This is a genomic window from Puia dinghuensis (assembly GCF_014642875.1).
GTDB classification, from domain to species: domain Bacteria; phylum Bacteroidota; class Bacteroidia; order Chitinophagales; family Chitinophagaceae; genus Puia; species Puia dinghuensis.
The window spans coordinates 21711-36131 of record NZ_BMJC01000001.1; the positions used below are offsets into that span (position 1 = coordinate 21711).

The following is a 14421-nucleotide window of genomic DNA, read 5'->3' on the forward strand; positions in this document are numbered from 1 at the left end:
GGTCGGTTTACTTGTTTTAGAAACTGTAACGATCTGTTTTTTTTAGACCCGAAAGCCAGATCGATCGAGGACAGGGATAGCATCATTCAACTTCGAGACATTCTTATTCTCCAGGAGGGCCGAGATGCCCGAAATACTTTTATTTGAGAGTAAGTCGGTATAGGTCAACTGGACGGAAAAATCTTTTTTAATTCTGGAGATAACTCTTCCCATGATGAGGGAATTGCCTCCCAGGTCGTAAAAGTCCGCGTCGACGGCTATTCCCGACGCTTCGATGTTCAGCACTTCTGCCCAAATGGAGATCAATTTGAGCTGTGTCTTATTCGTAGGTGCCAATACCTGGTTTAGCTTTTTTTCGGGTTTCGGCAATGCCCGGGTGTTGATCTTCCCATTGTTGGTAAGGGGCAGGGACGGAAGCTGAATCAGGTATTCGGGGATCATAACGGGGAGGAGATGGCGTTTCAAGAATTCCTTTATATCGTTTTCGACACAATTTTTCTCTTCCGGAACGATGTAGGCGTTTATACTTTGCCCATCGATAAGGATGTAGGATGTCCTTATGCCGGGATAGCTATTCAGGAGGTTTTCGATCTCTCCCGGTTCGATCCGGATACCGCTTATTTTGATCTGGCGATCTTTTCTTCCCAGGAATTCGATATTTCCATCCGCCAACCATCTGCCCAAGTCTCCGGTATCGTATATCCTTTTTCCTTTTTTAAAGGGATCGGCGATAAATCGTTCTTTAGTAAGTTGTTCATCCAGATAACCTTTGGGTAGACCATCACCGCCGACGTATAGTGTTCCCCGGACGCCGGGCGGGACCGGCTGCAGATAGTCGTCCAGGATATAGACGATGGAGTTGCTGATCGGTTTGCCTATAGGGATATTGGCGAGGACCTGATCGCCGACCTTGTAGCAGGTTGAAAATACGCCATTCTCCGTAGGGCCGTAAGCGTTTGTTATCCGGACGGACGGGCAGGCTTTACGTACGGCCCACACTTTATCGGCGAGCAATATATCGCCGCCTACCACCAGATCCTGGAGATTGCCGAATAGGGCAGGGTCCAGGGATGCCATTTCGCTGAATATCGGAGTTGTCAACCACAGTTTCGTGATCTGGTTGGATTCCAACTGGTGTCGGAGGGCAGCTGGGTCGAGGATCGAACTTTTTTCGGTTAGATATAGCGTACCTCCATTTAGCAGGGCGCCCCAGATCTCCATTACGCAGGGATCGAAGGTCATAGGGGAGGTTTGTAAGAGACGATCTCCGGGTGATATTGGAAAGAGGTTACTGTTTTTTACGAGTCTGACGACATTCCGGTCTATCCCCCGGATCCCTTTGGGGCGTCCCGTAGAGCCTGACGTATACATGATGTAGCACAGACTTTCGGGATTGCGCTGTTTTGTCCCACTCCCTTTCGTCTCGCCCGTCGAGGGATCGGTAATTATTTCCATTGCTTCAGGTATGGGCACCGGCAGCGTCAGGTCTTTTTCTACCAGGACCAGGTGGGAACCGCTGTCTTCTATCATCATAGAGATGCGTTCTGGAGGGAAATCGGCATCTACTGGCATGTATGCCCTGCCGCTTTTCAATACCGACAGGATGCCTATTATCGTGCTTAGAGGATCCTTTGCGATCACGGGCACAATTGGTCCCAGTGCTTCTCCCTTTTTTTCCAGCGCTACGGCGATCTGCCGGGTTATAGTATCCAGTTGCCTGTAGCTGTACGTGGTCCTTCCCCGGTTGATGGCCAACCTCCAGGGGGCATTCTCTACCTGCTCGCAAAACAGGTCGATGACGCTTTTGTCTTTGGGATATGGTACCGATGTATCATTAAAATGATCTATCAGCTCATCGGTTTCCGAATGTTCCAGAAAGGGCACTTCTCTCAGGGTGGCCGCGGGATCTTCCAAAACCTTTTGCGTCATTTTGACCAGGTGTCCGAGGAGCCTTTGCATAGTATCATTTCTGAAAAGGCTATTGTTGTACTCGATGCTGATATTAGCTGTTTCCGACCCATTCCTGATAATAAAGCTTAGGTCTGAGACGACATAGTCTTTGGAAAATTTTTTGCGCTTGATGGTAAGGCCTTGGGCGAGACTGATGCCTATGTCTATTTCGGCCAGGTCTTCCATGATGATCGAGACATCAAAGGAGGCGTCGCCGAAGGAACTTTTTCCGATGCCTATTTCCTGGACAAGGTCCTGAAATTCGAATTTTTGGTGTTCGAAGGCGTTGATCATTTCGTTTCGCACAATATCCAGCAGGTGATGGAAGGATCTATTGTCGTCAAATTCCACGGAGATGACCAATGGATTTACGAAGAATCCCGACTGTTCCTCCGATCCGGGATAGTCCCTGCCAGATACAGGTATCTGTAAAGGAATTTTAGTTTGGCCGGTATACCTATATAAGAGCAGGCTTACCACACTGGTAAAGAACGTGAACGGCGTATGGGCCGTCTCCGAGGAAAATTCCCTGATCCGTTTGATCAGGTTTGTGTTCAACGTGACGTCGATGCATGCACCTTTGTATGTTTTTGTTTTGGTTTTCGGGTAGTCCACCGGGAAATCGAGTACCGGGATGCCGTTGCTGTATTTCCCGACCCAATAGTCCCGATGCTTAAGGTATTCCGGGCTTTCCCTGTACTGCTGTCTGATAAGCACCTGATCATTATACTGATATTCCTGCCCGGTCTCAATGACATAAGGCATTTCCGTACGACGGTCGTACATGGTCAAAAGGTCTCGGGTGAGAAGCCCGATAGACCATGCATCGGTTATGAGGTGATGCATGTTTAACAATAAGTAGAAGGTATGTTCACCGATATGGAAAAGGATGGGATTGAAGGGGGGGGCTTTTTCGAGATCGAATGGGGTATTTACTTTTTCTTTAATAGTCATTTCTATCGCATGTGTGGGCTCTCCGCGGAGATCCAAGACTTGCAAGCGAATGTCAAGCTGTTCGGGTGGTATTATCCGCTGTCTTGGCTGTTCATCGATTATTTCAAATACTGTTCTAAGCACTGCATGCCGGGTCGTAAGGTCTCTCAATGTGGCATCGAGCCGGTCGATATCGAGGTCTCCGCGGATCTCCACGAGGGCCGGAACATTGAATGCCATGGATGCATTCTCTCTCTGGCTAAGTATCCACAATCTCTTTTGTCCGATGCTCAGATCGTAATGTCCGGAACTTCCGGCGGTATTCTTTTTCCCCGAAATAAGCGGTCTATGCAGGATGGCGCGGGCAAGACCGGCCACGGTGGGGTTTTCAAAGATATCTCTCAACGGGACATCTACCTGGAGTATTTCACGGAGCTTATGCACCAGTCTTGTCGCATCTAAGCTATTACCTCCCATGGCGAAGAAATTCGAGTTTACGTCGATCGATGCCGGCGTTCTGTGCAGGATGGCTCCATACATTGCGGCCACTTTTCTTTCCGTGTCATTTTTGGGGATATCCAGGTTTTCATCTGTTTCGGGCGGGTGGGGTAGAGGTAATTTTTCTTTGTCGACCTTGCCATTCGCATTGATCGGCACCTCCTTTATTTTTAGGATATAGGAAGGGATCATGTATGTCGGCAATTTTTGTCTAAGATCCAGCTTGACTTTTTCTTCCTGTATTTCGGCCCCTGCCACTATATACGCGCAAATCTCGGTTTTTTCCGTCTTCCTGAGCGTTGTTATAATGGCCCGGTGTATCCCCGGAATAGTGATCAGGGTACTCTCGATCTCTCCCAATTCGATCCGAACGCCGTTGATCTTTATCTGATCATCCAACCTGCCGACGAACTGGATATTGCCATCAGGCAGGTAATAGCCCAGGTCGCCTGTTTTGTAGAGTTTATCGCATTCGATATCCGGGAATGGGTTGTCGATAAATACCTCTTTTGTTTTTTCGGGCAGACCATGATAACCGGCTCCCAGACAGATACCGCCCAGGCAAATCTCCCCAACGCTCCCCAGAGGGGTAAGGGAATTATTCCCGGATACCAGGACTGTTTTCACATTGTCGATGGGTTTCCCAATGGGTATCGGTTCAGGTGTTTGATCATCAATTCTATAAAATATGGTTCCCATCGATGCTTCGGTAGGGCCATAAGTATTGGCTACCTCTATGTGGCTGAATTTTTTTCTGAACCGATGTACATATCCGGCATTTATCACTTCGCCTCCTATAAGGACATGACGCAGGGTCTTTAACTTTTCCGGGGAGAAGGATTGTTCGCAGAGATATTCCACGAAAATATTGAAGACGGATGGAACGAGATCTATGAGCGTTACCTGGTACTGGTGGATCATTTCGGCGAATTCCACCGGGTCGAACCCCTTTTGCGTTTTTGGAATAACGACTTTGGCTCCATTGGTCAGTGGCCAGAACATTTGCCAGAAGGATACATCGAAGCTTTGCCTGCTGGTAAAAAGAATACAGTCCTTCTCGCTGCCGTTATACCGTCTATCCATATCGAGAAATCTGTTAAGGATGCCGATGTGTCTGTTGAGCGCGCATTTGGGCATTCCGGTGGTGCCGGAAGTGTAGAACCCGTACACGAGGGCTTCCGGGTCGGAGCTGTATTCTGTTGCGAAAGGAGTTGCTGCAAGGTTTTGCACGTCCATTACGATGATGTCTTCAGGTCTTTTGTTCAAAAAGGCGGTGTCAAAAGAATTGTCGACCAGGAGGACAGTCGAGCCCAGATCGTCGATCAACCGGGAAAGTCTTTCTTCAGGCCATTCGACATCGAGTGGAATGTAGGCGGCGCCAGCTTTCAGGCAACCCAAAGCCGCGATGGGCAGTTCGATGGATCTTCTGATGAGAACAGGGACCAGGTCATTGCGTTTTATGTTCCTTTGAACCAGCATTTGCGCCACGCTGTCCGATGCCTGCCAGAGAGTCTCGTAAGTAATGGAGCCGTTATGGGTACAGTAAGCCAGGTTTTGCGGCACTCTGGATACCTGTTCGCCGATCCTGGTCAATAAGCTTTTAGCCGGGATGGGTACTTTTACACCATTTGAAAAAGCTATTATTTGCCTGTATTCTTCCTGGGGCAGCGGTAATTCCGGCATACATTCCTCAAGGGGGGTATCCGGCTGTTGCAGCATATTATTCATTATCATCCGATACTGGAACACCAGGCGATTTGCCTCATTTAGATCCACTTTACGGGGATTGCAGTCGATCCTGAGCCGGATCTCGTCCTCATTTTGAAAGGCATAACAATTAATGTCCTGGTTTGGGTCGACCCCCAGGTTTGTCTGAAATGCTTCGTAGAATTCCCAGGATGCCGGTTCGGTGAAAAAGTTAAGTCCGTTAAAAAATACTTTCGTGAGGCTTCTATCTGCCGAATCTGTCGCTGCTTTCAAGTCAGTGAGGACATTGTTGAGGGGATACAGCTGGTGTTTCAACCCCTGGTTTAAGGTCTCCTGGATATTTTTTACTAATTCGCCGGCCGAACAGGTGTCATCTATCTCCGACTTGAGCATGATCACATTGATAAATACGCCGAGCATATTCTGAAAGGAGGGCATGATTCGTCCATTAACCGGAACGCCGATGATGATCTGTTTTCTGCCTGAGATCCTGGATAATAAATAGACCATGGCCGCCAGCAGGACACCATAAACAGTGGATCGCGTCTTTTTTGCCAGGGCATTGATATTCCAATATTCTTCCTTCGAAAATGTAAGGGACACGGTATAGCCTTCTTTTGCGACGACCTCCCTTTTGTCCCTCAAAGGCAGCTCGAAGTCTCTGGCATCGGCCAGCTGGCTCATCCAATAATTTCTCGCATCTGTAAAAGACGGAGTTTTCATGTATCCATGGAACCAGCTTACGTATTCCTGGTAAGAATGGTGTGGGATAACGGTGGGATGGGGGGAATCCTGCGGGGGGAGTTCTTCCCGGCCCAGCATTTCTTTTATAAAGGTAAGAATGGACTGCCCGTCGGCGATCAGATGATGGAATATCGTCAGGAGCTTGAGTTTATTCCCTGGTAACGTTATCAACGCGATTTTAAATAGGGGCCATCGATCTACCTGAAAGGCGAAGTTTACTTCTGAACGCAGGCGTGATGCTATCTCCTGTTCCAACAGGCCTGTGAGATCGAATTTCCCTATTTCATATCTGCATTCCGGCAGTACTTTTTGCACCGGCCCATCTTCTGTGGCCGGAAATATGGTTCGCAGGATATCGTGTTTTGAAATAAGCCGATTAAGGTGGCTGTCCAGGTGTTGATAGTCATCTTCTTCTTTTAACGAGGTGAGGCTCGGGATATTATAGCTACTGTTTTGTTTGAGGAAATGATCGTACCATATCCCTGTTTGGACGGGTGATAGAGGGAAATATTCGTTGTTTTTGCCGGGCTTATTTCCATCTCCACCCCGATATTGCGGGAGCTCTGCAATTGCCTTGGCCAAAGAGGTTATATCGGGATAGCTGAAAATAAGGTCGAGGGGGATCTCCTTGTTGAATTCCTCGCAAAGGCATAGGGTCAACCGGCTTCCTGTGATCGAATCCAGACCGAGAGAGAAGAGGCTGGTATGTTTGTTTTCAATGGTGTTTCGGGTGAGTCCTTCCGCGGCATTCTTAATTATCATCTCTTCCGGGGTATAGTTCGAATTTCTAAGTTTACAGGCGTCGGGATCAACTACACTATGGCTAATTCGTTTGAGGAGATGATTGATATATTGATCTCTGCATTTTGCACGTTGGATCTTACCGCTGGTAGTTCTCGGCAGAGAGTTTTTTCGGATCAGCACAATTTCCCGGGCTGATATTTCATATTGAGAGGACAGTTCATGCCTGATCCTGTTCAGAATATCGGCTATTACGTTTTTTTCTTCTTTGTATTCTATTTCGGCAACAATGATAAGGTCTTCTGCATCGCCCGTGTTCACCGAAAAGGCTGCGCACCGGTGATTGACCAGATCTTCGTGGGCAGAGGTAACTACTCTTTCGATGTCGGTGGGGTAGTAGTTCGTTCCCCGAAGGATGATCATCTCTTTTTTTCTGCCCGTGATAAAGAGATCTTCCTCTTCTTTAAATCCGAGGTCTCCTGTACTGAAATAGGGACCTTCTCCGTCGATAAACTTCATGAAGTCTTCCTGGCTTGAAACGGCATGGTTCCAATAGCCGGAAGAAACGCTGTTTCCTCTGATGCAGATCTCGCCGACTTCTCCATCACTACACTCACAACCCCGGACGTTTATCAGTTTGACCTCGAATCCATAGGGTTTCCCACAGTTGACGATGTCTATTTTTGTTTCGACCGGGTCTGCGCCGTAGTCAGTGCCGTATTGGAGAGAAGACAAAGTCCTGTTCCTGGTTTGGTGGACTTGCCCATGTCGGCCGGCGCTGATCAGTAAGGTAGCTTCGGCCATGCCATAGCAGGGTTGTATCGCTGCTGCATTAAAACCGGCCTTTGAAAATTTAGCAATGAATTTGTCGAGGGTTACGGAGTTGACTATTTCTGCTCCGCAATAGGCAGAGTTCCAGGTGGAAAGGTCGAGGGTTGCGAGGTCTTTTTCTGCAATGCGGTCTACGCATAACTGGAAGGCGAAATTCGGGGCGCCGCTGATTGTTCCTTTGTATTTGGAGATCGCCTCCAGCCACAAGCGTGGTTTCATAAGAAAGTCGACAGGAGAGAAAAGAACGGCTGTTGCGCCGAGGTACAGGGTATGTATGATATTTCCTATTAACCCCATGTCATGATAGAACGGCAGCCAGCCGACGATCACGCTTTCGCTATCCTGTGCAAATGCATTTTTTATGAGCGATTGATTATGCAGGATATTGCTATGTGTGATCGTTACGCCTTTGGAAGCATTGGTCGACCCAGAGGTGAATTGGATAAGAACGGGGTCTTGGGGAGAGCCTCCGGGAAGAATCGGAGCGGAGGTATGGTGTTTATCCAGATTATCGACGGCGAGGATCTTAATGCGGGCAGTTGTAAGGGTGCTCAGTTTTCCGACCCGGGACGAAAGTGTCAGGACGATGCTCACCTGACAATGTTCGATATTCAGCCGGATGCGATCTGAGGAACCCTGGTTCTGTGGGAAATGAGCTGGTATGGCGATCATTCCGGCCATTACGACGGCGTAAAAAGAACTTATGAAATCCAGGCCTGGAGGAAAGGCGAGCAGGACGCGGTCTCCTTTTTGGCCGATCTCGAGTAAACTGGCCGCGAGGTCCCCGGCGACGGTAATTAGCTGGGAATAGGTCAGTGCAGTCTCCTGGGTACCTTCGCGGTTCAGGAAGATATACGCGGATTTATCACCATATTGCCGGGCGCGATAGAGAACCTGGGTCAAGGTGTCGAGCTCCATATTCGCTATATTAAACTGTTATTTATAGATCAGGTGGTCGGAATGGAACACATTTTTGACCTGCTCTTCCGAGAGCCCATTTTTTTTTAGCAGGCATTCAATGTGGATTATATGTTCGGAGATGGGAGTCATCAGGTTGAACAGGGGCCAGTCGGTTCCGAATACCATCTTTCGGGAAAATTGGATGAGTGTTTCCTTATCGAGATGATCGAAGGCGACCGGGTCTTTCTGGCCCAGGAGTACCTGGATGCCGGCAATATCGAAATATACATTTGGGTAGCCGAGCAGCTCGGACATGCCGGGCTCTTTCAGTTGGTAACCAGCATGGGCAAGGATGAACGGGATACCGGGATAACGCTCAGCGACACGGATCGCATTTTTCACCTTGCTGAAATTTTTGTCGAGGATATCCAAGGAGTCACCTGTATGGATGAGTACCGGCAGTCGATGGCGCTGACAGTATTCGTAAATATTTTCCAGGGAAGGATGGTCCATGGCGAATCCCATGGGCGGGTAGAGCTTGAGGCCCCGAAAACCATAAAATTCGATACCCTTTACGAACAGCTCGTAGCAATTTTTACGTCTGGGATCGACACCGGCAAAAACGATGAAACGATCCGGGTGTTTTTTCTGCACTGCGCTATGGAGGCGGTAAATATCTTCGATGTCCAGCTCGGGTGGTTCCATGCCGATGCTACTGTCTATGATCAGCAGTACAGATCTGTCGATCCCTGCAGTATCCATCTGCATAAGGTGGCGGTGGCCGTCCTTATCGCCGAGAAAAGCATTGAGAAACCCTTGCAATCTCGGAGTGGTTGTTTCCGGGTTTTGGATCATGCCTCGCAGATACGAAGCGGAGTATATCTTGTAATAGGCAAGGTGACTGTGGATATCGATCATCAGACAACTTTTAAGGGAAGGTCGGGAACGGCATAAAAAGTATAGTTCTTTTTGATCTCCATTATCTTATTTCTTTTTACCTTGAAATTACCGGTAATAAAACCGTTCTCCGGTTGCCAGGAATTTTTATCAACGGCGAATTCGCTTATTTTTTCATGGTTTTTTAATTTCCTGTTCTCCATCTTAATGATCTTAATAACATCTTCGATGGCGTAGTCGGGGTCGACGGCCAGGATCGTTTTCAGGGAATTTCCGGAATCCGAAAAAACAACGGCGTGATTGATCCCTTCGTATTGGACCAGGCGCTCCTCGATGGTTCCGGCGAATATCTTCAATCCGTTCTCCAATACGATAACCTCGTCCTTTCTTCCTTTGAGAAACAGGTATCCATCCTGGTCCAGATAACCCATATCTCCGGTGTGTATGTAGTTATTTTCGTCAACGGCCAGGATATCCTTGTTGTAATCATGGTAATAGCATTCGTTAAAGCGAAGAAGGACCTCGCCATCGTCGGCAATTACAACATCGGGGCCGGGTTTGCCTACGCTTCCTATCCTGAACTGCCAATGGGAACTCATGGAAATGATGCCTGTTTCACTTTGTCCATAGGATTCGAGTATTTTGACGCCGACGCTATAGAATGTTCTGATGGTCTCGGGATTGACCTTTGCGCTTCCCACGATAAAATAGCTGGCTTTGCCGCCGTACAGTTTTTTGATCCCGGAAAATAAATAACGGTTCAATATGGCTTTCGCAGGATTCCAGTTAAAGCTTCTGTTGATCCTGGATTTATTATAAAAGCGATAGATCTTTTTTTTGAAAGGGGGGAATTGTTCTGTTTTTTCTTTTATCCTTCTTGCTATGACATCATAGATGGCAGGTACGGATACCATTATATTCGGCTTCTCGGTTATGATATGGCGGATACAATTGGCTTCATCAGAAAGGATAATGTTGACGTTGTTGAGAAAGGCCATTTTTACAAAGGTGCGTTGCTGTATGTGGGAAAAAGGCATAAAAATGATCAGCCTATTGTCTTTTGCGGACCAAAAGCTAAATCTGTAAAGAACAGCCTTGAGTACCTTTTCAATAAAAGAAGGCCGTGGCACTGGCGTGGGTGTACAAAGTAACCTTACCTTTTTGGCATGTCTGGAGGTTCCCGAAGTATATCCTGAGCCATATTCATCCAATATATTCATGGTAATGGGTTTGGAATCGTCCACCTGTATCTTTTGGGTGTCATTATTCTCAAAACCGATACAATTGAAATAGTATATGGCCACCCGTCCGGCCTTTTTCAGTTTGTCTTTTAAGGAATAGTCGGCTAGCAAAAGGTCCAGCTCTTCGACCTTTATCACTTCGTCGATCTCGTCTGCGTCCAGGTGTTCCTGCAGACCCGTAGCGGTGAAACCTCCTTTCAGGCAAGCAAGATCGAAAACCATCCAGGAATAGCTGGTCGGTCCAATGATCCCGATGCTGGGAGCGTCTATCCGGTGGGTTCCACGTATGGAGTCGATGATCCGGACGGAGTGGTCAATATCGTCCGAAAGTTCTTTCCAGCTCTTTTTGAGACGGCGGTTCTTGTCGAAATAGACGACATATTTCTTAGTCGATCTAAGACGTTCGTTGAATATTTTTTCGATATCTGCTTTCATAGAATTTACATTAGATCCATTACCATATCGACCACATCCCGAATCGTATTGATGCTGGAAAGGTCGTCGATCTCCGAAATGATGTCCTCGATATCTTTACCTACTACATCTTCCAGGCTTAGTACGAGGTTCATGAACTTTATCGAATCAAACCCCAGATCTTTCAGATTCGTATCCAAGGTTAGCGGGATGTCGTTGTAGTCCTCGCCGCCAATTTTTTTGATGAGTCCCGCGATCTGACCAAGAATCTCTTCTCTGGTAGTCTCATTCTTTTTTTTGGCCAAACCGATGAGTTTTTTCAACATATATTTCGATTTTACAGAATTTCCCTAATGGTCCTGTCCAGTTCTCTGAACCACAACCGGAATATGCCTAATTTTGTTGCTTTTTTGAAGTTTACATTGTTTTTCAGGCTTCCGATATTTTCCAGATCCCGGTAAGAGTATAGTCTGGATCGGGCTTTGCCGAGATCGATTTGCTCCAGTTGCCCTGTTATGATCCGATGGATATTGTCCCGGTAAATTCGCGCACAAACTCCGATGGCATTTAGCATGACCTGCTGAAATGTATCATCCGGTGCGATGGCGAATTTCTTTATGGCATAGCAAGGGCCGGTGTCGATACCCTTGTCAATGCGGTGCAGGGATACGCCGTATTCATGTTCTTCGTGCAGGATCGCGTACAGGATACAAATTTCTGGACGCCCTCTGTAGCCGGGCAATATTCCATTATGGATATTGTAAATATGGATCTGGTCAATGCTCAGGATCGGGGCTTTGAAGATCTGTGCGTTATTGACAGAGATGATGATATTGTCCTTTAACTGTTGCCTGATCGTCTCTCTTTCGCCGTTGATATCATCGGTTATCTTATATGCGAGATCGTTGATTTTCAGGAAATCCGCGATCTCATCATTGCTGCAGAACACATATTCGATAGGATGCCCCTGGCCGAGCGAATATTGTAAAGCATCTTTTAGCAGTGCGCCGTCTCCGACAAAGATCATTTCGGGATATTAATTGGTCCATGAGGCGTCAGGAATCCTCCATACAATAGCCCTCTTATGAATTCCCGTAGTTTTCCGCCGAAAAATGTTTTGAAGTCGTCCTGCTCCTTATATAAAAAGCCTCTTTCGATCATTTTCCGGCTTTTTTTATTCAACCGGAAAAAATAGTCCGTTGTCCGCGAGATTACGTGTGACACCGAGCTGGGAACGAGGAATTGATCTGCGACTATGCGGAAGAACGTTAAGTTCTCTACATGGACCTGGCCAAAGCCTCCCCGTCTAAATAACCAGCTTCTTGTTCCATAGCTGATGAACATTTTCGCTATTGTCGCGCGGTCTTCGGGATCTACATCGAATAGGTTGATATATTCCTCCAAACTTAGAAAAAAAGTATCCTTATGAAAGACCAGTGGGACGTTGTCCCTATCTTCGTGCAGCAGGTACTCGCCTGTGGCCAATACGAACGCTTCTTCTTCCTTAGTGCTTTTTGAGCAGGCCTTAGCCGCCCATTCGCTTTTGGCCTTTTCGAAATGGAATATATTTTTAAGACTTTCCGGGTATTTTAAAAAGGTCAGATCGACAGCTTCGACGAAGTCCTTATATGGGTTTGGTGAGTTCGTCTGTAGGAATTCATCGACTTTGGGCGGATCTTTTTCTTTAAAAGCTTTCAACGTCCTCTCGAAACGTTTTGCGGCGACGATCTCATTATACGTCTTTAGATCGATGTTCAAGGCCGACTTCGTGTCCGGTGTTGCCGGCGCATGTCGTATGTCTGATGTTGTAGCCGGGGATATATTATTTCTTTCGATTTCGCTAACCAGGGGAAATGATGTCTCGACAGGTCGGAGGATAGGATCGAGTGCTTTGATTTCTTCCCATGTATCTTCCGATGCGAGTTCACGTCCGGTTAACATTCGGATATTAGCTACGGTTTCTTGGGCAACTTTCAGTTGAGCGGTATCGTTCGAGCGGTGATAGAACAGATAACATACGATAGCAAATTCCAGGTATTCTGCGAGTCTTTCTTCCAATTCAGCTGTCGTAAGACCGTCATTGGCCAGGCAGGCGGCTATTTTTTCCTGCCACTGACACTCTTCATATAGTAAAAGATGGCGGGCGACAACAAAGAATATCGGGTTTCCCGAGAAGCGAGTCAGTTCTATAAAAGCGAAGGCGATGCCGCAATTTCCATGCCTCAATCCAGTGCGGCTCGCGTCTGCATTCCTCGATGATAGAAAAAAGGTGCCCTTTGTATTTACCTGTAGCTGCTCCAGGAGACGTTGCACGATCGAATTCAGGGCTCTCAATAGTATGTCGTCCCGGAGATATCCTTGTAATTTTATCAGCAGATATAACAGCCCCGACAGACCCTCCCAGAATGAATATTCATTATTATAGGCAATCAATTTGTCGCCCTGGTATTTGCGGAGCAGGCATTGGGCGTGACGGAGGAATTGAGGATCATTTGTGATCTCGTATAGCCTCAGGTTAAGAAAAACGGGCTCCGACCTTCCGCTCCCCAAACTGATATTCCATGACTGGGATGATTCGGCTTGTGTAACAAGAGCCTGATTCGAGCGGATGACAAATGCAATAATCTCCTCATAGTTCGGGTCGTCGGATAATTCGAGCAGCGCATACGGCTTAGGAAAGGGGTGGGTGAGAGAAAGCAGCATGTCAGATCTCCATTGCGGCGTATAGACGAAGGATCTTTTGATAGACATCGGGGAATTCATTTGCCAATCTTATCTCTAATGTTTTATAATAAAAAAGGTATTCTTTAAGCGAGCCGGCCAGATGTATATAGTTCTCGGCAATTGGCCCGGGATTGAAAAAAAAAGTGTTTTCCGGTAAGTTTGGGTGAGGATCGAAAATACAACTGACCGGTATCTTTTTTTCCGCCAGATAATGAAAAAGCAAAACCTGTTCAAAGATGCAGTTGATCTTTCCCGTGGGCGATGCCAGTATTCCGATATAGTTCTTTTCGACAAAGGAGAAAGCTTCCTTGGTATATTGGTGAATAAGATCTATGTCGTTGCCGCCAAAGGTTCCCATATTATATTGCTGGGTAGTTTTTCCCGGCGTGAGCCGTCCTTCGAGGTAATCCGGGATAGAACTGAATTCTACAGAGACTTCGATTTCGTATTCGGTTTCGATGTTTTGCGCGACAATCCCGGCATTTTCCAGATCAGGCCGGAATTTATCATAGATGAAAATATCGCCGTCGACGTGAATAAAGGGTTCTTTTTGCAGACTATAGCAATAGACTTTACCCAAAGCCCACAACAGCGAGTCGTATTTATTGAGTTCGTCCAGCCTGACGACGACATTCGAGTAAGGCAGCTGTAATTTGTCAATTAGGATCGATTTTCCGAATTCGTCGGTGACGATCTCCACGTCATCATATTGTTTTTTAAGCAGAAGGCAGCTATAGCTCCAGCTAAAATAATTGTATATTCTCGATGGCCAGCCTCCGTTGAGCCGCATATCCGCTTTTGGCAATCGGGTATCAAGCATTGGGCGGGTCCAAAATGTCTG

The 14421-nt window shown here is 47.0% G+C and carries 7 protein-coding genes; all 7 read right to left on the reverse strand.

Annotated elements, in window-relative coordinates:
* Positions 1-42: 42 nt before the first annotated feature.
* The 7 genes from IEY39_RS00035 to IEY39_RS00065 are packed head-to-tail and all read right to left on the reverse strand — an operon-like array spanning position 43 to position 14400.
* Entirely contained in the window at positions 43-8322 is an 8280-nt protein-coding gene (locus IEY39_RS00035) for a non-ribosomal peptide synthetase (RefSeq protein WP_188927351.1), read from the reverse strand.
* An 18-nt stretch (positions 8323-8340) separates the two neighbouring features.
* Positions 8341-9222, reverse strand: coding sequence for an amidohydrolase family protein (locus tag IEY39_RS00040; protein WP_188927352.1), 882 nt, complete (start codon positions 9220-9222; stop codon positions 8341-8343).
* Positions 9222-10877 (reverse strand): AMP-binding protein, encoded by a 1656-nt coding sequence (locus IEY39_RS00045; RefSeq protein WP_188927353.1) that lies wholly within the window; start codon positions 10875-10877, stop codon positions 9222-9224. Before IEY39_RS00045 ends, IEY39_RS00040 begins: the two co-directional genes overlap by 1 nt.
* A 5-nt stretch (positions 10878-10882) precedes the next feature.
* Complete coding sequence (locus IEY39_RS00050) at positions 10883-11182, reverse strand: acyl carrier protein (protein ID WP_188927354.1); 300 nt, start codon at positions 11180-11182, stop codon at positions 10883-10885.
* Between the two features lie 11 nt (positions 11183-11193).
* A complete protein-coding gene (locus IEY39_RS00055; protein ID WP_188927355.1) occupies positions 11194-11883 on the reverse strand; it encodes a formyltransferase family protein in 690 nt (229 codons plus the stop codon).
* Positions 11880-13607 (reverse strand): lanthionine synthetase LanC family protein, encoded by a 1728-nt coding sequence (locus IEY39_RS00060; RefSeq protein ID WP_188927356.1) that lies wholly within the window; start codon positions 13605-13607, stop codon positions 11880-11882. The genes IEY39_RS00055 and IEY39_RS00060 overlap by 4 nt, the downstream gene beginning before the upstream one ends.
* Positions 13561-14400: a DUF6734 family protein gene (locus IEY39_RS00065; RefSeq protein WP_188927357.1), complete on the reverse strand. Its 840-nt coding sequence runs from the start codon at positions 14398-14400 to the stop codon at positions 13561-13563. The genes IEY39_RS00060 and IEY39_RS00065 overlap by 47 nt, the downstream gene beginning before the upstream one ends.
* Positions 14401-14421: the final 21 nt, after the last annotated feature.